General features: G+C 57.0%; 28 protein-coding genes. 8 read left to right on the top strand and 20 right to left on the bottom strand.

What is annotated here, in order from left to right; all coding sequences use genetic code 11:
- Positions 1–106 precede the first annotated feature (106 nt).
- Positions 107–1,315, top strand: a complete 1,209-nt coding sequence (locus GFN93_RS08885; RefSeq protein ID WP_153500663.1) for a CaiB/BaiF CoA transferase family protein — start codon at positions 107–109, stop codon at positions 1,313–1,315.
- Positions 1,316–1,432: 117 nt separating this feature from the next.
- Complete coding sequence (locus tag GFN93_RS08880) at positions 1,433–1,606, top strand: hypothetical protein (protein WP_153500661.1); 174 nt, start codon at positions 1,433–1,435, stop codon at positions 1,604–1,606.
- Here the strand turns inward: GFN93_RS08880 and GFN93_RS08875 are convergent.
- Both GFN93_RS08875 and GFN93_RS08870 read right to left on the bottom strand, forming a co-directional pair.
- Positions 1,603–2,043 carry a group III truncated hemoglobin gene (locus tag GFN93_RS08875; RefSeq protein ID WP_153500659.1) on the bottom strand — a complete coding sequence of 147 codons (441 nt, stop codon included), beginning with the start codon at positions 2,041–2,043 and terminating at the stop codon, positions 1,603–1,605. The two genes, GFN93_RS08880 and GFN93_RS08875, sit on opposite strands and share 4 nt — an antisense overlap.
- A gap of 21 nt (positions 2,044–2,064) precedes the next feature.
- Positions 2,065–2,382 (bottom strand): DUF962 domain-containing protein, encoded by a 318-nt coding sequence (locus tag GFN93_RS08870; RefSeq protein WP_328594433.1) that lies wholly within the window; start codon positions 2,380–2,382, stop codon positions 2,065–2,067.
- Positions 2,383–2,656: 274 nt separating this feature from the next.
- Between GFN93_RS08870 and GFN93_RS08865 the strand changes: the two genes are divergently transcribed.
- Positions 2,657–3,886 carry a serine hydrolase domain-containing protein gene (locus tag GFN93_RS08865; protein ID WP_153500657.1) on the top strand — a complete coding sequence of 410 codons (1,230 nt, stop codon included), beginning with the start codon at positions 2,657–2,659 and terminating at the stop codon, positions 3,884–3,886.
- Here GFN93_RS08865 and GFN93_RS08860 read toward each other — a convergent pair.
- The 7 genes from GFN93_RS08860 to xerD form a co-directional block, all read right to left on the bottom strand.
- Positions 3,883–4,095, bottom strand: coding sequence for a DUF3565 domain-containing protein (locus GFN93_RS08860; RefSeq protein ID WP_153500655.1), 213 nt, complete (start codon positions 4,093–4,095; stop codon positions 3,883–3,885). The genes GFN93_RS08865 and GFN93_RS08860 overlap by 4 nt on opposite strands.
- A 197-nt stretch (positions 4,096–4,292) precedes the next feature.
- Complete coding sequence (locus GFN93_RS08855) at positions 4,293–4,691, bottom strand: globin (RefSeq protein ID WP_328594432.1); 399 nt, start codon at positions 4,689–4,691, stop codon at positions 4,293–4,295.
- An 88-nt stretch (positions 4,692–4,779) separates the two neighbouring features.
- Positions 4,780–5,862, bottom strand: coding sequence for a threonine synthase (gene thrC, locus GFN93_RS08850; protein WP_153500653.1), 1,083 nt, complete (start codon positions 5,860–5,862; stop codon positions 4,780–4,782).
- Between the two features lie 131 nt (positions 5,863–5,993).
- The gene (locus tag GFN93_RS08845; protein WP_328594431.1) at positions 5,994–7,295 is read right to left on the bottom strand and encodes a homoserine dehydrogenase; all 1,302 of its coding nucleotides are present in this window, start codon (positions 7,293–7,295) and stop codon (positions 5,994–5,996) included.
- A gap of 60 nt (positions 7,296–7,355) precedes the next feature.
- A complete protein-coding gene (gene alaC, locus GFN93_RS08840; protein WP_328594430.1) occupies positions 7,356–8,546 on the bottom strand; it encodes an alanine transaminase in 1,191 nt (396 codons plus the stop codon).
- A 169-nt stretch (positions 8,547–8,715) separates the two neighbouring features.
- Positions 8,716–9,477 carry a DsbC family protein gene (locus GFN93_RS08835; RefSeq protein ID WP_153500647.1) on the bottom strand — a complete coding sequence of 254 codons (762 nt, stop codon included), beginning with the start codon at positions 9,475–9,477 and terminating at the stop codon, positions 8,716–8,718.
- Positions 9,478–9,526: 49 nt separating this feature from the next.
- On the bottom strand, positions 9,527–10,435 hold the full coding sequence (xerD, locus tag GFN93_RS08830) for a site-specific tyrosine recombinase XerD (protein ID WP_153500645.1): 909 nt from the start codon (positions 10,433–10,435) through the stop codon (positions 9,527–9,529).
- 132 nt (positions 10,436–10,567) lie between these two features.
- Here xerD and GFN93_RS08825 point away from each other — a divergent pair, with 132 nt between their 5' ends.
- Together GFN93_RS08825 and GFN93_RS08820 are read left to right on the top strand one after the other, a co-directional pair.
- A complete protein-coding gene (locus GFN93_RS08825; RefSeq protein WP_153500643.1) occupies positions 10,568–10,819 on the top strand; it encodes a GlsB/YeaQ/YmgE family stress response membrane protein in 252 nt (83 codons plus the stop codon).
- Positions 10,820–10,844: 25 nt separating this feature from the next.
- A complete protein-coding gene (locus GFN93_RS08820; RefSeq protein ID WP_153500641.1) occupies positions 10,845–12,014 on the top strand; it encodes a GGDEF domain-containing protein in 1,170 nt (389 codons plus the stop codon).
- A 143-nt stretch (positions 12,015–12,157) separates the two neighbouring features.
- On the opposite strand, the gene rplS is transcribed toward GFN93_RS08820, so the two are convergent.
- The 5 genes from rplS to ffh form a co-directional block, all read right to left on the bottom strand.
- Positions 12,158–12,514 (bottom strand): 50S ribosomal protein L19, encoded by a 357-nt coding sequence (gene rplS, locus GFN93_RS08815; RefSeq protein WP_153500639.1) that lies wholly within the window; start codon positions 12,512–12,514, stop codon positions 12,158–12,160.
- Positions 12,515–12,524: 10 nt separating this feature from the next.
- A complete protein-coding gene (trmD, locus tag GFN93_RS08810) occupies positions 12,525–13,322 on the bottom strand; it encodes a tRNA (guanosine(37)-N1)-methyltransferase TrmD (protein WP_153500638.1) in 798 nt (265 codons plus the stop codon).
- A gap of 1 nt (position 13,323) precedes the next feature.
- Positions 13,324–13,863 (bottom strand): ribosome maturation factor RimM, encoded by a 540-nt coding sequence (gene rimM, locus GFN93_RS08805; protein ID WP_153500636.1) that lies wholly within the window; start codon positions 13,861–13,863, stop codon positions 13,324–13,326.
- Entirely contained in the window at positions 13,863–14,111 is a 249-nt protein-coding gene (gene rpsP, locus GFN93_RS08800; RefSeq protein ID WP_153500634.1) for a 30S ribosomal protein S16, read from the bottom strand. The genes rimM and rpsP overlap by 1 nt, the downstream gene beginning before the upstream one ends.
- A 443-nt stretch (positions 14,112–14,554) precedes the next feature.
- Entirely contained in the window at positions 14,555–15,964 is a 1,410-nt protein-coding gene (gene ffh, locus GFN93_RS08795; RefSeq protein WP_153500632.1) for a signal recognition particle protein, read from the bottom strand.
- Between the two features lie 214 nt (positions 15,965–16,178).
- Here ffh and GFN93_RS08790 point away from each other — a divergent pair, with 214 nt between their 5' ends.
- Positions 16,179–16,979: a cytochrome C assembly family protein gene (locus GFN93_RS08790; RefSeq protein WP_153500630.1), complete on the top strand. Its 801-nt coding sequence runs from the start codon at positions 16,179–16,181 to the stop codon at positions 16,977–16,979.
- Positions 16,980–17,189: 210 nt separating this feature from the next.
- Positions 17,190–18,452 (top strand): HlyC/CorC family transporter, encoded by a 1,263-nt coding sequence (locus GFN93_RS08785; protein WP_153500628.1) that lies wholly within the window; start codon positions 17,190–17,192, stop codon positions 18,450–18,452.
- A 153-nt stretch (positions 18,453–18,605) separates the two neighbouring features.
- Here GFN93_RS08785 and rssA read toward each other — a convergent pair whose 3' ends face one another.
- The 5 genes from rssA to GFN93_RS08760 form a co-directional block, all read right to left on the bottom strand.
- Complete coding sequence (rssA, locus tag GFN93_RS08780) at positions 18,606–19,535, bottom strand: patatin-like phospholipase RssA (protein WP_153500626.1); 930 nt, start codon at positions 19,533–19,535, stop codon at positions 18,606–18,608.
- A complete protein-coding gene (locus GFN93_RS08775; RefSeq protein ID WP_153500623.1) occupies positions 19,532–19,744 on the bottom strand; it encodes a DUF1289 domain-containing protein in 213 nt (70 codons plus the stop codon). The genes rssA and GFN93_RS08775 overlap by 4 nt, the downstream gene beginning before the upstream one ends.
- Positions 19,737–20,276, bottom strand: a complete 540-nt coding sequence (locus tag GFN93_RS08770; RefSeq protein ID WP_153500621.1) for a gamma carbonic anhydrase family protein — start codon at positions 20,274–20,276, stop codon at positions 19,737–19,739. The genes GFN93_RS08775 and GFN93_RS08770 overlap by 8 nt, the downstream gene beginning before the upstream one ends.
- Positions 20,277–20,278: 2 nt before the next feature.
- Complete coding sequence (locus GFN93_RS08765; RefSeq protein WP_328594429.1) at positions 20,279–20,875, bottom strand: CoA pyrophosphatase; 597 nt, start codon at positions 20,873–20,875, stop codon at positions 20,279–20,281.
- A gap of 145 nt (positions 20,876–21,020) precedes the next feature.
- Positions 21,021–21,683: a helix-turn-helix transcriptional regulator gene (locus tag GFN93_RS08760; protein WP_235901755.1), complete on the bottom strand. Its 663-nt coding sequence runs from the start codon at positions 21,681–21,683 to the stop codon at positions 21,021–21,023.
- 313 nt (positions 21,684–21,996) lie between these two features.
- Between GFN93_RS08760 and GFN93_RS08755 the strand changes: the two genes are divergently transcribed.
- Entirely contained in the window at positions 21,997–22,554 is a 558-nt protein-coding gene (locus GFN93_RS08755; RefSeq protein WP_153500617.1) for an NUDIX hydrolase, read from the top strand.
- Between the two features lie 231 nt (positions 22,555–22,785).
- Here the strand turns inward: GFN93_RS08755 and GFN93_RS08750 are convergent, their stop codons facing one another.
- Positions 22,786–23,115 (bottom strand): Nif3-like dinuclear metal center hexameric protein, encoded by a 330-nt coding sequence (locus GFN93_RS08750; protein ID WP_153500615.1) that lies wholly within the window; start codon positions 23,113–23,115, stop codon positions 22,786–22,788.
- Positions 23,116–23,125 lie beyond the last annotated feature (10 nt).

Here is a 23,125-nt window from a genome sequence, read left to right as displayed (position 1 = left end):
GGCAGATGACAAAATTCAACGCCATTTTCGAATGGATTCGTCACTGCCACTGGCAGGTCGAATCCGCTAGGCTCTTCACTCTACAGACCACCCCCTCGGAGACCCCATGACCGATCTTTCCTCCCGCCGCTTGCCTCTGGAAGGTGTCCGCGTTGTTGAACTGGGACAGCTGCTTGCCGGCCCTTTCACTGGCACCCTGCTGGCGTATTTTGGCGCTGATGTAGTGAAGGTGGAGCCCCCTGGCGGTGATCCCATTCGAGGTTGGCGGAAGCTGGACGAAGACGGCACCTCGTTCTGGTGGCGCAGTCTCGGTCGCAACAAGAAGTCCGTTACCCTCGACCTGAAAACCGATGATGGCAAAAAGCTGGTCCGCAAGCTGATGGGCAAGGCAGATGTGGTGATCGAGAATTTCCGCCCCGGCACCATGGAAAACTGGGGACTCGGCCCGGACAGCTTCGAGGAAGACAACCCGGGCCTGATCTATACACGCATTTCCGGTTATGGCCAGACAGGTCCTTACGCCAGCAAGCCGGGCTATGCCTCCGTATGCGAGGGCATCGGCGGACTCCGCTACGTCAACGGCTTCCCCGGCGAGCGCCCGGTGCGTCCCAACCTGTCCCTGGGCGACACCATTGCCGGCCTGCATGCTGCCCTGGGTATATTGCTTGCCCTGTTTGAGCGCCAGAACAGTGCCAAGGGCCAGGTGGTGGATGTCTCCCTGTTCGAATCTGTCTTCAACCTGCTGGAAGGCGTGATCCCGGAATTTGATGGCGCTGGGGTGATTCGCGAACCCTCCGGCTCCACAGTCACCGGCATTGTTCCCACCAACACCTATCGCTGTGCTGATCGCAAGTTCGTGGTGATCGGCGGCAATGGCGACTCCATCTTCAAGCGCCTGATGATCGCCGCTGGCCGCCCCGACATGGCCGAAGACCCGGCCATGGCCACCAATGCCGGTCGGGTGGAAAACGAAGCGGCCATTGATGAGGCTTTGGACAGCTGGTGCCGTAGCCTGCCGAGTGATGACATCCTCGCGATTCTGGAAGACGCCCGGGTACCCTCCGGACCAATCTACTCCGTGGCCGACATGATGCAGGACCCTCACTTCCAGGCCCGAGGACTGTTCCAGCAAGTCGAGATCAATGGCAAGCCCCTGAAGATCCCGGCCATCACGCCACGCCTGGCAGACACCCCTGGCGAAACCCGCTGGCCCGGAGGAGAGGTCGGCAGCCACAACGAAACCGTATTGCGTGACGAACTGGGACTCAGCGAGGATGAATATCAGGCGCTAAAGCGCGAGGGCATTATCGGCTGAGGCCAGACCTAGCCCTGAGCCGCCGTTTGTCAGCCATCCCGGCGGGAGATTGACCGCAGGGCACGCTGGCGTTAAAACAAAAAGGACTGAAGCGAGAGACGCAAAAAGGACAACAATATGCAGCTCTTCATGTGGGTTACCGTCATCAGCGTCGCCGTTGCCCTTATCGGTACAGGCCTTTACTTCCAGCTGCGCCGCCAGGCCCTGCAATCCGACCCGGTTCTGATTCGCAGCTGCTATCTTGGCGGTGCCGCCCTGTTGGTCGGCAACTTGCTGGTGCCAATGCTTTAGAAGGAATCGGTTCGGCGGGTTTGTAGCTGAAGGTACAGATTATCCATGATGCGCGCCGCCAGACGGCGGGCCCTGTCGGTGTTCGGGCCGGCGAAGCGGCCCTCCAGATTGGCCATGAAGTGGCCCAGCCAGCGCTCATGGTGAACCCCTGTCAGGGGTAATTGGTCATCCAGATCCCTGTGCTTCTGCATCATGTGGCGTTGGTAACTCCTGTCACCCAGAAGCATCTTGTGCCAGTACTGGCAGATAACCGGGAGGTGCTTGCCGAGATCAATCTTTGCCACCTCGAAAAATACTGGCGCCATCTCCGGATCATCCAGCAGTCGCCGGTAGAACCCGTACACCATGGCATCAATAGCTTCCTTGCAGTCCAGATCCGGTAACGAGTTATCGCCTGTGGCTGTCTGCCCCGGAATAAAGACCTCTACTGCACTCATCGGCTTTCCACTCTCTGCCATCTACCAGCTGATACGGCCTGTCAGAATATCCTTGAACATCACGAAATCCCCGGCAAGGCTGTACCAAGGATGCTTGAAAGTGGCCGGGCGGTTTTTCTCGAAGAAGAAGTGGCCTACCCAGGCAAAGCCGTAACCCACTATTGGCAGCATAATCAGCCCGGCCAGCTTACCGGTGAAGATGACGCCCGCCAGAATGGCCAGCACCCCAAGGGTGCCGAAGAAATGCAAACGACGACAGGTGGGATTGCCATGCTCCTGCAAATAGTAGGGGTAAAACTCGGCAAAACTCTGGAAATCGGACTGCTTGATGGTTGTCACGGTACGCTCCTGGATAACTGGGTGTGCAATGTATTATTGAGGTTCCCGGCATTGTCGCGCCTGTTCAGCGCGCAAACTTGTAACCACAGGCTAAGTGTAACTCATGGACCGCGTTAGAATGAGCCATGCGACTTGTGATTTCACGCCACACGGATGGCTCGCCTGACTATTGCAGGAACGCCCGGGCCATGGAAAATGGCTTTCCGCGCCGTATACACTGCGGATATCAAAGCCCGCCTCGCCGGTGCTTTTACTACACTTGTTCAGAGGTTTTATGGCTTTACGTCCCCGTGTCAATCGCCTGATTAGCAAACAGGCCAACCGAATTCCCCGCAGCCTGGACAGCCTGATCCGTCACGGCGATGAAGCCCCACTGGCCAAAACCGGTATGTCCTCCGAGCAGGTGGAGGCCATCTGGCGAGCCACTCGCAAGCTTTACCGGAGCGGAATGAGCCCTGCAGTGAGTCTGTGCCTGCGTCGACATGGCGAGATCATGATCAACCGCAGCATCGGTTTTGCCGATCCAGACAGCCAGCGCGTAATGACGCCAGACACCCCCGTCTGCCTGTTTTCTGCCTCCAAAGTGGTCGCTGCCATGATGATCCATCATCTGGTTGAAACCGGCCAGATTGATCTCGACGACCCGGTGACCCGCTATTTGCCCAAATACGGCCAGAATGGAAAAGGCCGTACCACCATCCGTCATCTGCTGACTCACCAGGCTGGCATTCCTCGCCCGCAGCAGGAAGTCACCCCGGAGATTCTCTATCGGCCCCAGGAGATCACCGACATCTTGTGTGCCGCCAAGCCTGCTGGGCTAAACAGCCAGGCGTATCATGCGGTCACCGCCGGTTTCATACTCGGCAACATAGCGGAAACCGTTACCGGGGAAGACCTCAATGCCACCCTGGACAGGGTGATCCGCAAACCCATGGGTATGAAGTATTTCACCTTCGGCAAGACCGGCCCTGAGCGAGCCATGGATGTCTCCACCGGTGTGCCGATGAAACTGGTCGACCTGTTCTTGAGCTATGCGGTGGGCGGCAGTATCGATGAAGTGGTTGAAGTCACCAATGATGATCGCTTCCAGGACATCATTGTCCCCGCAGGTAACCTCTATGCGACAGCAGAGGAGGCCAGCCGCTTCTTTCAGATGCTGCTCAATGATGGTGTGTACAATGGCCAGCAGATTTTCAAGCCGGAAACCATCGCCAACGCGCTGCAGCCCGCCTGGCACCGACCTCGCTTTGATCGTACCCTGATGCTGCCACTCAATTTCTCCAGTGGATTCATGCTGGGTAACCGCGGCATGGGCATGTTTGGCCCCGGCGCGCCCAAGGCCTTTGGCCATCTCGGTTTTATCAGCATCTACTGCTGGGCAGATCCGCAACGGGATCTCAGCGGCGCCCTGCTGACTACCGGCAAGGGTGTCATTGGCCCCCACCTGCCCTCCCTGTTCGGGCTGCAACACACCATCAACCGCCACACCAAACTGCACGGTTAATCCTCAGGGAAAGGCATCCCGCGCTGGCACTGGGTACAGGTCACGACCATATCCAGATGCTGGCGCCGACCCTCATCGGTCATCACCCAGGGGCGGTTCATGAACGGGGGATGATGGCGGACATGCTGACGATGCCCACAGGATAATTCCATCACCCAGTCACCCACCTCATCCTGACGGAAGCCGTTGACGGTTACCTGGTTGGTCATGGCGCCTCTCCCTGAATATCCTGCCTTGATTCATGATGATCCTGGCGAACGCCGGAGGGAAGTTGCGAGTTGCGAAAATCAAAACCCCAAACCCGAATGATACTGCCTGTTTTTCGCTTTTCGAAACTCGTCACTCGTGACTCGCTTCTGCGGGAAGGCGTTGCCGGTCGTCCCTGACCGGAAATCAGAAAGAGGAGTCAGTAAGCCCCGCGAATCGTTTCAATGCTGGGCTGTAACACTGTTCTCCAATGGCGACCGAGATCATCGCTATGCTGTTTGTCATGCTTGGCTACCGTCTCCAGTAGCGCATCCAGCCAGTAGTCATAGAGGTAAGGCTGAATATTGTAGCCCTCTCTGTTATGGGTCTTGCCAAGGTGTGCCAGCTTGTTGTCTGACGCGCCTCGGGCCACCATGATCAGCCACATGATCCCTGCCCGTAGCAGTCGACGTTGCTCGGGCATATCGGTATTCGTGAATACCGATCGCACCTCATCACTCTTGCTCATGAAAATACGATAAAAATCTTCGAAGAAGTGCTCGGACGCGCAGCACCGTCCATAACTCTGAAACACTGCGTCAGAGGGTTGCAGTTCCACTTGTGTAGTCTCCTGAAAAAAGAAAACGGGCCGGTGAATACCGGCCCGTTCCCTGGGCATCACGCTTCTCCCAAAGGAGTACGCTTTTTTATTCCATGTTGGACAGGATCGCGCCTTTCACCGCTTCCAGTTCCGCATCGATCGTCACCATGCGGCTGTCCTGGCACTGGGCAATAGCCGTATCAGGATCCTTCAGACCGTTACCGGTCAGGGTGCAAACAATGGTGGAACCTTCCGGAATCTTGCCGGACTTGATGTCGCGCATGGCGCCACCCAGGGAAGCCGCAGAAGCGGGCTCACAGAATACGCCTTCTTTCTCGGCCAGCAGTTTCTGGGCGTTAAGAATTTCCTGATCAGACAGCTCATCAAACCAGCCGCCGGATTCCTTCTGCAGAGCCCAGGCTTTATCCCAGGACTGCGGATTACCAATACGAATGGCGGTGGCCACAGTTTCCGGATCGCTCACCGGGCCGCCACGCATGAACGGCGCAGCGCCTTCGGCCTGATAGCCCACCATTTTCGGTGCTGCATTCACCACACCCGCTTTCTTGTATTCGCTGTAGCCCATCCAGTGCGCGGTGATGTTGCCCGCGTTACCTACTGGCAGACAGTGGAAATCCGGAGCACGGCCAAGCTCTTCCACGATTTCAAACGCCGCTGACTTCTGACCTTGCAGGCGGTAAGGGTTTACCGAATTTACAATGGTGACCGGTGCCTTTTCAGCCACCTGCTTCACCAGTTCCATGCCCTGGTCGAAGTTGCCACGGATCTGCATGATCACAGCACCGTACATCATTGCCTGGGCCAGCTTGCCCATGGCGATCTTGCCTTCCGGAATCAGCACAAACGCGGTGATGCCAGCACGGGCGGCGTAGGCCGCTGCCGCAGCAGAAGTATTACCGGTAGAGGCACAAATGATGGCATTACTGCCCTCTTCCACTGCCTTGGTGACCGCCATGGTCATGCCACGATCCTTGAAGGAACCGGTGGGGTTCAGACCTTCATATTTGACGTAGATATCCACGTCCTTGCCCAGCAACTTGGGGATGTTCTTCAGGCGGATCAGCGGAGTGTTACCTTCACCCAGGCTGATGATCGGCGTGTCATCATTCACCGGCAGGTGGTCACGGTAGCGGTTGATCAGGCCGGTGTAACGGTCACGAAAAGGCATGGTTATGGTCTCTGTTTCCAAGGCACCCCCCCTAAGCGAGGCTGTGCTGTTCTCAAAAGTGAGTGTTCATGTAGCGTGCCAGACGCTGAAGAACGCGAGATTCTAACGCGTCAGGCGTCAGGCGTCAGGCGTCAGGCGTCCAGTGTTTCCACCCGGATGCGCATTATATCGCTATCCACCGTATCGAGGGCAGCGATCTTCTCCAGGGCGGCGTTCATGTCGCCCTCGCGCACCTGGTGCGTCATCATCACGATTGGCACCAGGCCCTGGTCCACTTCACGCTGCACCAGTGCATCAATGCTGACATTGTTGTCACTGAGGATCCGAGTGATGTCAGCCAGTACGCCAGCCTTGTCCTGCACGTGCAGGCGCAGGTAGAAGCTGCACGCCACATCATCAATAGTCAGGATCGGAGCGTCAGACATATGATCGGTGTGGAAGCCCAGGTAAGGAACACGCTCTTCATGATCCACCGTCAATGCGCGACCCAACTCAATGATATCGGCCACCACCGCTGATGCCGTCGGCTCTGCGCCAGCACCGGCACCATAGAACATGGTCGGCCCCACCGCATCGCCATGGATCATCACTGCATTCATTACACCGTTGACGGCAGACAGCATGGTCTCCTTTGGAATCAGGGTCGGATGAACACGCAGCTCGATACCATTGCCGGTGTCGCGAGCAATGCCAAGATGCTTGATCCGATAACCAAAGTGCGCGGCACTGGCCACATCTTCGATGGTGATGCGGCTAATCCCTTCGGTGTAGACCTTGGAGAACTGCAGCGGAATGCCAAAGGCGATGGAAGCCAGGATAGTCAGCTTGTGGGCGGCATCAATGCCTTCCACATCAAACGTCGGATCCGCTTCGGCGTAACCCAGCTGCTGAGCCTCTGCCAGCACATCGTCAAACGCACGACCACCCTCTTCCATCTCGGTGAGGATAAAATTGCCGGTGCCGTTAATGATACCCGCCAGCCAGTTCACGTGGTTAGCGGCAAGGCCTTCGCCCAGCGATTTCAGAATCGGGATACCGCCGGCCACAGAGCCTTCGAACGCTACATCAACCCCGTTGGCCTCGGCGGCCTGGAAAATTTCGTTACCGTGCTCGGCGATCAGCGCCTTGTTGGCCGTCACGATATGCTTGCCGTTCTTGATGGCGGTGAGCACCAGCTCACGGGCGGTCTCAATACCACCGATCAGCTCCACCAGGATGTCGATTTCCGGGTCAGAGGCGACGGCAAAGATGTCACGGGAGACGCGAATACCACTGATGTCACAGTCAGGGTGGTCACGACGAGCGCCAATATGGGTAATCTCGATCGGGCGACCGACGCGACGGGCAATATCCCCTGCGTTGCGCTTCAGCACATTGACGGTGCCCGAGCCCACAGTGCCCAGACCTGCAATACCCACCTTCACTGGATCCACAGCGTTTCCTCGTTTCATTTCATTTAATCAGTCTGATTACCGATTTGCCCGGCAACCGCGTCAATCCAGCAGGCCGTCGTCGCGGAACATCTTCTTGATGCCACGAATAGCCTGCCGGGTACGTTGTTCGTTTTCGATCAGGCCAAAGCGCACATGGTCGTCGCCATACTCGCCAAAACCTACCCCCGGGGAGACGGCCACACCAGCATCAGTCAGCAGTTTCTTGGAGAATTCGAGTGATCCCATGGCCTTGTAAGCCTCGGGGATTTCCGCCCAAACAAACATGGTGGCACGGGGGCGCTCTACCTGCCAGCCGATCTCCGCCAAACCATCCACCAGCACATCCCGGCGCTTGCGATACATCTCGCAAATTTCACTGACACAGCTCTGGTCCCCTTCCAGCGCCGCAATGGCCGCCACCTGAATGGGCGTAAAGGTACCGTAATCCAGGTAGGACTTGATGCGTGCCAATGCATTGATCAGATCCGGGTTGCCACAGCAGAAGCCCACACGCCAGCCGGGCATATTGTAGCTCTTTGACAGAGAAAAGAATTCCACTGCCACGTCTTTTGCCCCTTCCACCTCCAGGATGGACGGTGCCTTGTAGCCATCAAACACGATGTCCGCATACGCAATATCGTGAACAACCCAAATCTGGTGCTCACGGGCAATCGCCACCACCTTCTCGAAGAACTCAAGCTCAACGCACTGGCCGGTGGGGTTGCCGGGGAAATTCAGCACCAGCATCTTCGGTTTGGGCCAGGATTCCTTGATGGCGCGCTCCAGCTCCACGAAGAAGTCCACGCCCTTCACCATAGGCACGTGACGAATATCCGCATTGGAGATCACGAAGCCATAGGGGTGGATCGGATAGCTGGGGTTCGGCACCAGCACTGTGTCACCCGGGCCCATGGTGGCCAGGGCCAGGTGTGCCAGGCCTTCCTTGGAGCCAATGGTAACAATGGCCTCGGATTCTGGATCCAGATTCACATTATAGCGACGCTGATACCAGTCAGTAATGGCCTTGCGCAGCCGCGGAATACCACGGGACTGGGAATAGCGGTGGGTATCACCGCGCTGAACGGTTTCTGTCAGCTTGTCGACAATGTGCTTCGGGGTGGGCTGATCCGGATTGCCCATGCCAAAGTCGATGATATCTTCACCCCGTGCTCGTGCAGCCTTCTTCAGTTCTCCAACAATATTGAAGACATAGGGAGGCAAACGACGGATTCGCTGGAAATCGGTTTCCACGACAGCACCTTGGGGTGGGACTTGAACCCCTAGTTTCAGCGAGGATTCAGGTCGGAGTAAAAAGAGGCGGACACATTAACGGGGCTGTCGGTCACAGTCAATGTATACACCCCCGCCCGCTGGCCCGAAAGCGCCAGCTGGCGGGGGTTCAAGGCAGGAACAATCTCGGCTAGTCGAGACGCTTGAGCAAGTCAGCCGGTGACACATAGCCCCCCAGCTGCTTGCCTTCGGGGGTGTAGATGGCCGGGGTGCCACGAACACCAAACTTGAGCCCCAGAGAATACTGCTCATCGACTGGCTTGGCGCATTCACCCAGCTCTGCCTCACTGATCTTGTCAGTCAGCTTGGCATCGGTGAGGGCCTGCTGGCGGTCCTCCGCACACCAGATATGGCGCATGGCTTCAGCAGCTTTGGCCCCAGGGCCACCACGGGGGAATGCCAGATAGTGCACGGTCACTCCCTCTTTATTGTACTCCTCAATATGGCGGTGCAGCTTGCGGCAATATCCGCAGGAGATATCGGTGAAGACATAGATCTCGTGCTTCTGGTCTTCTGCGGGATAAGTAATCATCTGGGCCATATCCAGCTGGGAAATACCCTCCATGCGGACTTGCTCCAGCCGCTGCTCGGCCGGATCAACCACTTCACCGCCCTTGATCTGCAGCAGGTTACCAACCAGAACGTAGCTTCCGTCATTACTGACGTAAACCGTATCTCGACCTTCAACCTCGACCTCGACCACACCGCTGATCGGTGAGGGCCGCACATCAGAAATCTTGATACCCTCAAACGCCTCTTCCATCACCGCGCGGATCTTGTCCCCATTAACCGCATTGTCATCGGCCGCAGCAGCCGTGTTGGCGTTGGCGCCGGTTTCTGCCCCACAGGCAGTTACCAGGCCCATCAGGGCGAATACAAACCATTTTTTCATTCTGTCGTTACTCCTTCGTTTCCCTGATCGTTAGAACCCCGTCACCGTATCAGGTTCCCGAACGCGGATGATGTTTCTGGTATAGATCCTGTAACCGCTGCTGGGCTACATGGGTATAAATCTGCGTGGTGGAAAGATCGCTATGTCCCAGCAATAGCTGTACCACACGCAAGTCCGCGCCATGGTTCAGCAAATGGGTGGCGAACGCATGGCGCAGTGTATGAGGAGAGAGACTTTTTTGCACCCCTGCCACAGTCGCCATCTGCTTGAGCCGGTGCCAGAAGGTCTGGCGGGTCATGCAGGTGCCGCGCTGACTGGGAAACAGTAACTCCTGATCATTACCCAGCAGCAACGGTCTGGCCTCTCGCAAGTAGCGCACCAGCCAGTGCAATGCTTCCTCCCCCAGCGGCACCAGGCGCTCCTTGTCACCCTTGCCGACGACACGCACAAGACCTTGCCGCGGATTAATCTGACTCTGGGTCAATGTCACCAGCTCGGTGACCCGTAACCCGGTGGCATAAAGCACCTCGAGCATGGCTCGATCACGCATCCCCAGCGGGGTATCCAGGTCCGGCGCCCTGAGCAGAGCCTCTACATCCGCTTCTGTCAGTGTCTTGGGGAGAGGGCGCCCGGTTTTGGGGCGCTCGATCAATAATGACGGATCCTCAGTAATACGCCCTTCCCGTTTCAGCCAACGGTAGAACCCTTTGATCGCCGACAGCTGGCGAGCCACTGAACGTGCGCTAATACCCAACTGGTGTCGATCAGCCAGAAACTCCAGCAACTCGAACCGCTGACACCGCAGCAACCCCTCGCCGTTTGTTTGCAGCCAGCAGGCGAGCTGAGTCACATCACGGCGGTAATTGCTCAGGCTGTGCTCGCTCAGCCCCTTTTCCAGCCATTGCTGATCCAGCCAGGCATCAATGAGCCGCGAGTGTTCATCGGTTGTCGTTGTCATCCATTACCTTGATGGCTGTAACACGCTGTTTTACCAAATATTACGCCTATGTAGACACAATGGAACGACAAATGCCGCAGATTCTGGCATCTATGGCAGTGATAACGTCAATGAGCTACCAGGGAGAGAAAAATGGGTATTCTGTCGTGGATTGCATTCGGCCTGATTGCAGGAATCATCGCAAAATGGATTATGCCCGGCAAAGATCCGGGGGGGTTCATCATAACCACCCTCATCGGTATTGCCGGGGCCTTCGTGGGCGGTTGGCTAGGCTCCATAACCGGTGTCGGCGGGTCTGTGGGTAGCTTTAGCATTGGCAGCTTTATTACTGCCATCGTTGGTGCAGTGGTATTGCTGGCCCTTTATCGCGCCATCCGAAAATAATAATCACTCTGGGGGCAACCGCTTTATGAACACCCTGTTACCGCGCCTGTACCAGTACATCGGTCAACAGATAAATGGTTCCCTCCAGGAAAAAAGCATTTTCATCTGCTGGCTTTCACTACCGATCTATCTGCTGATCGGTTTTGGTTGCCTGGCCGGGCTGATTCTTTCCCGCTGGACAGAGGAGATCTACAACCCTCTTCTCTGGGCCGGGGTAATCTGGGGTTGCTCTGCCACACTGTTCTGGGCTTCGCTGGGATATTTCGGTGCTCAGCGTGCCATGTCGGAGGACCAGGGCCAGCTTTTCGCCCAGCTGACGATTGCCCTTTTTGGCGTCAGCGGCATTCTGTCGATGCTACTGGTCGGCCCGTTCAATCTGGTCACCGGCATCGTCCTGACTGGCTCAATATTGATCGGCATGTTGCTGTTCCCGGCGCAAAAGATCGCACTGATTTTTGCCCTTTCCATTGCGGCCATTCTGGCCTATGCGGTGACCATCAGTCTGGGAGGAACACACTATCAGCCCCTGCTTGAACCTGTTCATGCGCCCGCAGCCCAGCTCTGGTATGACCTGATGGTGATCGTGGCGGCCACTCTGATCATTTTCAAAGATTCTTTCACGGTTGCCGCGCTAACCAGCACCTGGCGGCACAGGGAAGCGCGAACCTTGCTCCAGGCCAGCACAGATCCACTGACTGGGGTCGCCAACCGAGGGTATGCTACCCAGGTACTGGAACAGGCCTTTCTCCATGCCGAGCAAAGTGGCAAACCGCTCTCTGTTGTTCTGGTGGATGTAGATCATTTCAAACAGATTAACGACCGCTATGGTCATCAAACCGGCGACCTGGCACTCCAGCTGGTGGCACACAGCCTGCGCGACACCCTACGGGATAATGATCTGGTGGGAAGGTACGGTGGGGAAGAGTTTCTCCTGATACTCCCCGGCAGCGACGCACAAAATGCCATTGGCATTGCAGAGCGCTGCGCACAGGCTTTGAGGAATATCACGATCCCCGGAATTCAAAATCAGCCCGCGCTCAAACTAACGGCGAGCTTCGGGGTTCATAGTGAACATGCCAGCGCAGACTCATCCCCTGGAGACATGATCGAAAAGGCGGATATCGCAATGTACCAGGCCAAACGCGCTGGCCGGGACAGGGTCATTTCGTCTGATCGCATGAACCCGCCTCGCTGACTACCCACCAGACACAAAAAAGCCGCCTTGATGGCGGCTTTTTTGTTGGAGCTTGTGGTCTGCCCGTCCAGAGGTTGATTCCGCATGCCCTACAGCAAAGGCTGAACCAACATTCGCCCTCGGCAGACCCGATTGCGCAGGTCTTAACGAATCTTTTCTTTGATTCGTGCGGACTTACCAGAGCGGTCGCGCAGGTAGTAGAGCTTGGCACGGCTCACGTCACCACGACGAACAACTTCGATAGAGTCGATCATCGGGCTATGCAGCTGGAATACACGCTCAACGCCCACACCGTGGGAGATCTTGCGCACGGTGAACGCAGAGTTCAGGCCGCGGTTACGACGGGCGATAACAACGCCCTGGAACGCCTGCAGACGCTCACGGGTACCTTCTTTCACCTTTACCTGAACGGTAACGGTATCACCGGCGCCAAATTCAGGCAGGTCGGCTTTCAGCTGGGCGTTTTCGATGCCCTGGATGATCAGGTTCTTGCCGCTCATGGCAATGCTCCTATTCGTTCGGTTTTGCTGTATGCAACGACTGCTCGGCGATGAACTCGTCCAGCAGTTGTTGCTCTTCTTTGCTCAAACCCCGCGCCCGGCGACGTTCCAGCAGGTCAGGACGCTGTTGCCAGGTCCGTCCCAGCGCCTGCTTGAGGCGCCAGCGGCGAATCAACTCGTGATTGCCACTCAGCAGTACCGGCGGCACTGCCTGTCCGTTGAACACCTCCGGGCGGGTGTAATGCGGACAATCCAGCAGGTTTTCGAATTCGCCTGAAAACGAATCCTGCTCGGCGGAGTCCTGGTGACCCAGCACTCCGGGAATCAGTCGGCTGACCGCATCGATCAGCACCAGCGCCGGCAGTTCCCCGCCGCTGAGAACGTAGTCACCGATGGAGATCTGTTCATCCACCTCGGCCTCAAGCAAACGCTCGTCTACGCCTTCGTAGCGCCCTGCCAGCAATACCAGGCCGGGCTGCTGTGCCAACGCCTCGGCCTTGGCCTGGGTCAGCGGCTGCCCCTGGGGGGACAGGTAAATCACGGTGGCTGCCGGGTTGGCAGCACGGGCAGACTGCAGGGCTTTCGCCAGCGGATCCACCTTCATGACCATGCCCGGTCCGCCGCCAAAGGGGCGATCGTCCACGGTTCGGTGACGATCTTCGGTGAAATCCCGCGGGTTCACGGTATCCACCTTCAGCTGGCCATTTTCAACAGCCCGCCGGGTAACGCCGAAGTCGGTAATCGCCTTTGCCATCTCTGGAAACAGGGTTACCAGAGTAACGGCATACGGCGTCGAATCCGTCGTCATGTTAAAAATCCGGGTCCCAGTCCACCGTCATCTTGCCATCGGCCAGATTCACTTCGGTGACCACATCATCCGGCAGCCAGGGAATCAACCGTTCTCGGCGATCCAGACTGTTGCTGTCACCGCGCACCACGAGCACATCGTTAGCACCGGTTTCCAGCATTTTCACGATCTTGCCGAGATCTGCGCCTTCCTTGACGAAAACACGGAGTCCGATCAAGTCGCGCCAGTAGTACTCTCCACCACCAGACTGTGGCAGCAGGTCACGGGGAATCCCGATGTCCTGCCCCACCAGAGCTGCCGCCATATCCCGGTCGTTGATGCCTTCCAGTTGTGCGATCAGCCCCTTACCCTGGGGGCGAAAGCCGGTCACTTTAACCGGCTTCCACTGGCCACCCTGTTTCAGGTGCCAAGGCTGGTAGTGCTGGAGGTTTTCTCGGGGATCAGTATGGGAAAACACCTTTACCCACCCCTGCAGGCCGTGCACCCCAAGGATGCGACCGACCACCTCCAGCTCAGAGGACGCTTGCCCTCCAGTGGTCATCAGGCTGCCTTACGGGCCTGCTTGACCAGGGTCTTGACGCGATCAGACAGCTGAGCACCTTTACCAACCCACGCATCCAGGCTTTCCAGGTTCAGCTTCAGAGGGATCTCACCGCCACGGGCGATGGGGTTATAGAAACCCAGCTGCTCGATGAAACGACCATCACGGGCGTTACGGCTATCGGCAACAACGATGCTGTAGAACGGGCGCTTCTTGGAACCGCCGCGAGCGAGACGAATAACTACCATGGTTTATCTACCTTTTTATCAATCCGGTTTCCCGGCCGCCTGCCGAGGAGGGCAATGCGAGCCATCGTATCCGCTTGAAAGCCAGCCCCGATGTGAAACACAAAGGACAAGCCGCGAAGGGCGCGGATTATACAGGCAGATACGGCCAGCAACAAGCATTTCGCAAACCCAAAGCCTGCCATGACCGCCCGCACAGGAGCTCAGCTTGCCAGAGCGAACCTGAGCCTCAGCGAGGGTCAGGCTGTCGGCACCCGCTCCTGGCTTTACTCTGTCATATGGAGAGCAGCCCCTGTCGGCCCATGACAATGCCGTGCTACGCACGGTTCGCCAGGGTAAGCCGGGCTCCCAGGTGGAAAGCAGGCACCCCAAACGCAGCGCGGGCAGGGAGGTTCTCACCTGCCCTGCCCGCGTGCTACATGATGCGTGGTGTATGAAGCATCCAATCACATCGGCGGCATGCCGCCACCTGGGCCACCCATACCGCCCATGCCACCGGGACCACCATTGCCTCCCATCATGCCTTCCAGGCCGCGCATCATGTTCTTCATGCCGCCCTTGGTACGCATCTTCTTCATCATCTTGGCCATCATCTTCTGCTGCTTCATCAGGCGGTTCAAATCCTGAATCTCCAGCCCGGCCCCCATGGCAATACGCTTCTTGCGCGAGCCCTTGATAATGTCGGGGTTTCGGCGTTCCTTGACCGTCATGGAGTCAATCAGGGCCTCCATATGTTTCATCTGCTTGAGGGCAGCCGGATCCTGGGCTGCCTGCATCATGCCGCCCATACCGGGGAGCTTGTCGAGCAGGCCTGCCATACCGCCCATATTGCGCATCTGCTGGAACTGGTCCTTGAGATCCTCGAAGTCCATCGCCTTGCCTTTCTTGAACTTCTTGGCGATTTTTTCGGCTTTCTGCTTGTCCAGCTTGCGCTCGGCCTCTTCCACCAGCGACAGCACGTCGCCCATGCCAAGAATACGGCTGGCGATACGGTCGGGATGGAAGGGCTCCAGGGCGTCGGTCTTCTCACCCATACCGATGAACTTGATCGGCTTGCCGGTGAGCTGGCGCACCGACAGCGCCGCACCACCGCGGGAGTCACCGTCTGCCTTGGTCAGGATCACACCCGTCAGGGGCAGCGCCTCGTTGAAGGCCTGGGCGGTGTTGGCCGCATCCTGACCCGTCATGGCATCAACTACGAACAGGGTTTCCACCGGGGTGATCGCTGCGTGCAGACGCTTGATCTCGCTCATCATGTCTTCATCGACATGGAGACGGCCCGCGGTATCGACGATCAGCACATCCATGTAACGACGACGCGCTTCATCCAGTGCCGCACTGGCGATATCCACCGGATCCTGATCCCCGGTGGACGGGAAGAAGTTGGTCTCAACCTCGCCCGCCAGCGTTTTCAGCTGTTCAATCGCCGCAGGACGATACACGTCAGCGGACACCACCATGACCTTCTTCTTCTCCCGCTCCTGCAGGAAACGGGCAAGCTTGGCCACAGAGGTGGTTTTACCGGCACCCTGCAGACCGGCCATCAAAATGATCGCGGGCGGCTTGGCAGCCAGATCAAGGGCGTCGTTGGCATCGCCCATGGTGTGAACCAGCTCGTCGTTGACGATCTTGACGAACGCCTGGCCCGGGTTGAGGCTTTGCAGCACCTCCTGGCCCAGCGCCTTTTCCTTTACCTGCTCGACAAACTCTTTCACCACCGGCAAGGCCACATCGGCCTCCAGCAGCGCCTTGCGTACTTCACGCAGGGTGTCGCGGATATTGTCTTCGGTCAGGGAACCCTGACCTGCCAGGTTTTTAAGCGACGATCCCAACCGGTCGGTGAGATTCTCGAACATGGTGCTACCTCCAAATCCTCTTGTCTGCCCATGGCTAACACCATGGCAGGGACAGGGGCGCGATTATAGCCCTCATTGACAGCCAACGTCATGGGGCCAGACCAAACCGCGCCGCAAAATGAGAATGATTGTTGATAGTCAACTTGTGCCTATGCCAGACTTCTTCGGATTGCCCGGCAATTTCGTCGCCGGCGACTGACGGATATCTGCACCCATGACGCTTTCCGTGATCAGCGGCATTGCCGCCTTCGCGCTATACACATTGGCCAGCCTGTTTGTGTTCTCCCAGTTCAGAGGACAAACACAGCCTTCCCGGCAATCCATCCTGATTCCCGGCTCCCTGGCCCTGATTGCCCACATCGTCAGCCTGTGGGGCATCATGGTGACGCCGACTGGCCTTTACCTGGGGTTGTTTACTGCCGCCTCCACAGTGGCCGCCACGTGCGTACTGGCAGTATTGGTTTCCTGCCTGCGCCGTTCGTTTGAGTGGATCAACGCCATCGTCTACCCCTTCGCCGCCCTGACCCTGCCCGGCATGCTCTGGATCAGCTCCGACAATGTCCAACCACTGGCCCATGGGCTTGGCACCCATGTGCTGTTCTCTATCCTTGCCTACGCGGTGCTGGCCATCGCCGCCGCGCAGGCCATTCTGGTAAAGATTCAGGATCATCAGCTCAAAGAAGGCCACATCCGCGGACTCATGCGCCTGTTCCCGCCGGTGCAAGTTATGGAAACCATGCTGTTCGAGGCCATCTGGGTGGGTGAAACCCTGCTCACCATCGCCATCGCCTCCGGTTTCTTCTACGTGGACAATCTGTTCGCCCAACATCTGGTCCACAAAACGGTACTGACCCTGATTGCCTGGGTGGTCTTCGCCACCCTGCTGGTTGGCCGCCACCTGCGAGGCTGGCGCGGCCGCACAGCTATTCGCTTTACCCTGAGCGGGTTTACGGTGCTGTTGGTAGGCTTTTTCGGCAGCCAGCTGGTGCTGGAGTTCATCCTGCACCGCAATTAATAACGTCGCGGCCAGCCGCTTCAAGCACACGAAACGCCGAGACCGCGCCCGAATTTCGGGTGCAGTCTCAATGCCTACAGAACGCGGCAACACCAGCTCGCGAGCTATTAATTATTCATTATTAACTATTAACTGATCACCACCTCCTTGACACCCCTCTCCCCTACCCCGAACAATACCTACCCAACTGGCGGATAAACGACTTTTCCCTTGGATACCTTCTCTGACGGGTGGCTGATAGGCGCCCTGATCTTGCTGATTCTTGGCTCAGCCTTTTTTTCCAGCAGTGAAACCGGCATGGTGGCGATTAACCGCTACCGCCTGCGTCATCTTGCCCGTCAGGGGCATAAAGCCGCCTCCCGGGTCGAGACGCTACTCAAGCGCACAGACCGGTTACTTTCCGTCATTCTGATCGGCAACAATTTCGTCAATAACTTTGCCGCAACGGTGGCCGCCATTCTGGCGATCCGCTGGCTGGGCGATAGCGGCGCCGCCGTGGCGCCTGTCGTCATCACCATCATCATGCTGGTGTTTGCCGAAATCACCCCGAAGACCTTCGCCGCCATGCGTCCGGAGCGGGTGGCCTTCCCGGCCAGTCTGGCCCTGAAACCGCTGCAGACACTGCTTGCTCCCCTGGTATGGCTGGTCAATGGCATCAGCAATGTTCTGTTGCGCCTGGGCGGAATCAATGCCAATGAGCAGGACGACGATCACCTGAGTCCGGAAGAATTGCGTACAGTGGTGAACGAGGCCGGCGGCCTGATACCGGAAAATCACCAGAAGATGCTGCTCAATATCCTTGATCTGGAAACGGTCACCGTGGAAGACATCATGGTGCCGCGCAACGAGATGGTCGGCATCGATCTGGAGGATGACATGCACGACATCCTCACCACACTGCGTTCCAGCCAGCACACCCGATTGCCGGTGTACAATGGCGACCCCAACAACATGATTGGCCTGTTGCACCTGCGTAAACTCAGCCGCCTGCTGCTCAAGGAAGAAATCAACAAGGCCGAACTGATGCAGCACACGGTAGAGCCTTACTACGTGCCAGAAGCCACCTCACTGCACCAGCAGCTGATCAATTTCCAGAACGCAAAGCGCCGCATCGGCATTGTCGTCGACGAGTACGGGGATGTGCTCGGCCTGGTCACTCTCGAGGATATTCTTGAGGAAATCGTCGGCGAATTCACCACCGACCTGGCAGCGACCAGTCAGGATATTCATCCACAGGAAGACGGCACCTACGTGATCGACGGATCCTCCACTCTGCGCGATATCAACCGAACGCTGCAATGGGAGCTGCCCACCGACGGTCCTAAAACCCTCAACGGCCTTATTCTGGAGTATCTCCAGGACATCCCGGATGCCAACATCTCGGTGCAGATCTTCGATTATCAAATCGAGATCCTGCAGGTGAAGGACAATATGGTGAAGGCGGCGAAGATGAGGAAAGCGGAGAAGAATTAATAGTTAATAATGAATAGCTAGAGATTTTGATTTTCCTTGTTCTTGAAGCGTTGAGGCCGCGTCCAGAATCTGGGCGCGGCCTCAACGTTTGAAACTGATAACGGCGCTGATCGCGACGTTATTAATTATTCATTATTAACTATTAATTGCCTTTCAAACCCTGTCCGCCAATGCCGACCCCACCCAACCACGAATATCGTCTTCGTGGCGTTTCACCAGTGCCCGCCCCTCTTCAATAGCCTCCTTGGCGCGATGAAAATCCATCAAGGCAAAATCCTCCAGCAGTGGCACCAGGGTGACCTCGGGCGGATCACCTGCCATGCGGGAGCGAGTAATACGGTCCTGCATGATGTTGATGCTGGATGCCACCACATCAAAGAAACCCGGATCTTCACCATCACCGGTGGTGAAGTAGTCCATCATCTTCTGCCAGATGCTGCGCTCTTCCTCGGAAGCATCCTGCCTTTCCACCTGACTGCGCGTGTCCCTTGCCATATGACCACCCACCAGCTGCGCATTGAGATTGACGGCTATGACCACGTCCGCGCCCATGGCACGGGCGGCAGATACCGGCACCGGATTGACCAGACCCCCGTCCAGCATCCAGCGGCCCTGAAGATTAAACGGGGAAAACAGCCCAGGTAGCGCACAGGACGCTCGCGCAGCATCCAGCATGGGGCCCTTGGTAATCCAGATCTCACGACCACTTTTCATGTCCGTGGCCACGGTCACCAGCTTCTTGTCCAGCGCCTCGATCTGCGGATTCTCATGATGCTCGCGGAAGAAGCCGAACAGCTTTTCGCCTTTCACTACCCCGCCGGAAAAGCTGATATCCAGCAAGCCGACCACATCCTTGACGGTGAGTGTTTGCACCCATTCAGCAAATTCATTGAGCGTACCCGTCACATAGGCTCCGCCCACAATGGCACCAATGGAGGTACCGGCAACCACCTCAGGCTGGATCCCCATTTCTTCCAGCGCCTGGATCACACCGATATGAGCCCAGCCCCGTGCCGACCCGCTGCCGAGCGCCAGGCCCACGACGGGTTTACCGCCACTCTGGGTAAGGTTGCCATTACTCATTCGCTGCCCTTCCTGCTTCTCACCACACACGGTGCCGCTTCGCCGTTCATGCGCTGCTCGATCCGGCGATAGACCTCGTCCTTCTCATCGTCGGTCAACAAGCCCCAAATGGAGATTTCCCCACCCGAACGGAAACAGCCCACGCAAATATCGTTCTCGTCCAGTGCACAGATGGATACACAGGGCGAGACCCGTTGCCGATCAGTCATGATGGTAGCGTTCGTCCACTTCCAGATGTTCCCTGAACTCCTTGGCATGGGCCACATAGTGCATGCTGCTCATGGTCAACATGGCCTTGTGCCCATCGGTGATTTCCTTGACCACCTTGGCAGGAGAACCCATCACGAGGGAGTTATCCGGAATTTTCATCCCTTCCGGCACCAGGGAATTGGCGCCAATAATGCAGTTCTTGCCAATCACCGCTTTGTTCAGCACCACTGCATTGATACCGATCAGGCTGTTATCACCAACAGTGCAACCGTGCAGCATGACCTTGTGACCCACGGTCACATCACGGCCAATTTTCATGGGCACGCCAGGGTCCACATGCAGTACCGCACCGTCCTGTATATTGGTGTTCTCACCAATCTCGATCAGGTCGTTATCCGCCCGCAGTACCGCGTTGAACCAGATACTGGTATTACTTTCCATCACCACCGAGCCAATCACGGTGGCGTTGTCGGCAATCCAGTGGCCGCTACCGCGCTGTTCCAGCTGACGGCTGCCAATTTTGTAAATCATGATTATTGTTCCCTGTCTGCCGGCCAGTGGCTCACATCAAACTCGATACCGGCATCATAAACGTGGTTGATCAGATCCAGAATCATGAAGGCGGTCAGGCCCCAGATCCGCTTGTCTTCATAGTAATAGCTGGGGATTCGGAAACGGCGACCAAAGAAGTCAATTGGGCTCGACAGTTCTGGCGTCTCATCCAGAAAGAATGTCAGTGGCACCTGAAAGATGGTGTCAATCTCACCGGGTTCCGCCTGCAGCTGTGCATCAGGGTGCACAATGCCGACAAAGGGGGTGACCTTCATACCATAGCGCGAGGCCAGCGGCGAAAGCTGCCCCAGGACATCCACATACTCGCGGGCCAGCCCAACCTCCTCCTCTGTTTCCCGAAGTGCGGTCATGAGAAGGCTCTTGTCAGAGGGGTCTCGCTTCCCGCCCGGAAACGCCACTTCGCCAGCATGGGTGGGCATTGAGTTGGATCGCACAGTCAGAATGACGCGGGGATCCGGGGCATCCACCAAGGGCATCAATACGGCGGCTTCCGGCAACGCCAGAGGTAATTCCGTGCGTTGGTAATCAGGCAAACGCTGCCTGAGCAAGTCGAGCACAATACTCTCCAGACCCAATGATTCAAACGGTAGTTTGAACAGCAACGGGCTCTGCGGCAAGTCTCGTTAAGGCTGAATCACGATCTTGCCTCACATAGCAAGGGAGGGGCGAGGCAAGGGGCAATGCCGCTGGCGGCCATCCGGATCAGCGGCTTTCTTCTTCCAGGTGATTTTCGTGTACCCAACGCATTACACCAACCCGGTTCTTGACGCCCACTTTACGGTAGAGGCTCTGCAGGTGCGCTTTCACCGTATGGGTACTCAGGCAAAGGGCATCGGCAATTTCGTTATTGCTCATCCCTCTTACCACGTGATCGAGCATTTGCCTTTCACGGCTGGTGAGACTCTCAAACACGTGACCACAGCGGGTGGGAGTCTTGCGATGACGAACCAGATAATCCATGTAATTACGTGGAAACCAGCTGCGCCCCTTACAAACCACATCAATGGCTTTTGAGATCAGGGTATCGTTGTCCTGCTGATAGATAACCCCTTTTACCACCGGCCAGTTGAGCAGGAAGAAGATATTGTCACCGCGGTCGGCATTGACCAGGATCACCCGACACATGGGCATCTTTTCCTGGATCCGTCCCAGCAACCGTTCAATCTCGGCAGAGGAGAAGTCCAGTACGTTGATCAGAACCAGATCATCCTGGATTTGATCACAGAACAGGTCTTCCCGGGTGATGGCTGTGCAGGCCACACCACGCTGGTTCTCAATGGAACGCGCCAGCAAGCGAATTGCCAGGTTATTGCAATGAGAAACAACGAGATAGGTTTTACTGTCGCCACGCGTTCCCTGCGCCATCGAAGCATCCATTTCTGATTCCCCCTTCCCCCACCCACCCAAGGGTGAAGGAAAATTTGTCCCTTCCGAACCTGCCCCTCAGGCCAGGTGACTGATGGTATCAGCCCGGAGGGTTAGTCTATGACTCCCCCAACGGGGTGACACTAATTCTTCCGGCTATTTTTAAAGGTCAGGAAATAGTGACAAGCATCACAAAAACACCGTTTATTTTTTATACACACTCTCGGCCGGCATGCCCATACCCCGGATAGGGTATCGCTGAAAAGTGCTGTAAACTCTGGTCTACCACGCTCAGCCAGTTAAGCGAGAATTCATGCGTTTTTGCAGCCATTGCGGCCATTCAAACCTTCAATTCAGCATACCCGAGGGCGATAATCGGCCACGATATTGGTGCGAAAACTGTCAGACAATCCATTACCAGAACCCCAAGATCGTGGTTGGCGCGGTGCCGATCTGGGATGGGAAGGTACTGCTTTGCAAGCGGGATATTGAACCGCGCAAGGGGTACTGGACCCTCCCCGCCGGCTTTATGGAAAATGGCGAAACCCTCCAGGAAGGCGCCGCACGGGAAACCTGGGAGGAAGCCTGCGCAACGGTCGCCATCGATGACCTCTACACCGTCTTTAACCTGCCGCACATCAACCAGGTCTATGTGTTCTTTCTTGGGCGCATTGAGGATGGCAAGTACGGCGTGGGCGAGGAGAGTAGCGATGCGGGCCTATTTGAGCTGGACGCGATCCCATGGGACGAACTGGCCTTCCCCACCATTGGCCGCACCCTGCGCTTCTATATCGAAGATCTGAAAAGCGGCACATTCCCGGTTCGCTGTCAGGATATTGCGCCCTTACAGCGACGCCCCAGCGAGGATTGACAGGCCGCTCGGCGGCTTGACGCCTGATGCCTGATGCCTAGCGCAAAAGGCCCGCCCGTTAACCCGGACGGGCCTTTTGCTTCGATAGAACACTCGGTATACCCAGCTGTAGAAACGGGTCTGTCGCGGCTTCGAAGAAATATGAGCCGGGAACTATTTGGGTTGTCCTAATCCAGGCGTAGCTTGTAGCTTGTAGCTTGTAGCTTGTAGCTCACAGCTCACAGCTCACAATTATTCCGGCAACGGCTCCAACCTGAACAGATCAATAGCGGGTTCTTCATAGGGGTGCGCCAATCTCAGGGCGCTGATGGCGGCGTGCAGATGGGCCCCGGTGACGATGGTCTCCACCCGATACTCGGCCACAACTTCTACCTGACCTTGCTGCCCGAGAAACGGCTGGCTGCCATCCAGGGGCCGGAACTGCCCTTCACCACGCACCTGAAAGGCACAGCAGTCATAATTACCGATGTGCCCGGCTCCAGCAGCAAACACCGCATTCTTTACCTGCTCAACGTGGCTTTCAGGCACATAGAAACAGAGTTTATAGGTCAGTTCTGACATAACGACTCCC

Source organism: Alcanivorax sediminis (genome assembly GCF_009601165.1).
GTDB lineage: Bacteria > Pseudomonadota > Gammaproteobacteria > Pseudomonadales > Alcanivoracaceae > Alcanivorax > Alcanivorax sediminis.
Note: the sequence above shows the minus strand (reverse complement) of the source record. Positions and strands in the feature narration are given on the sequence as shown.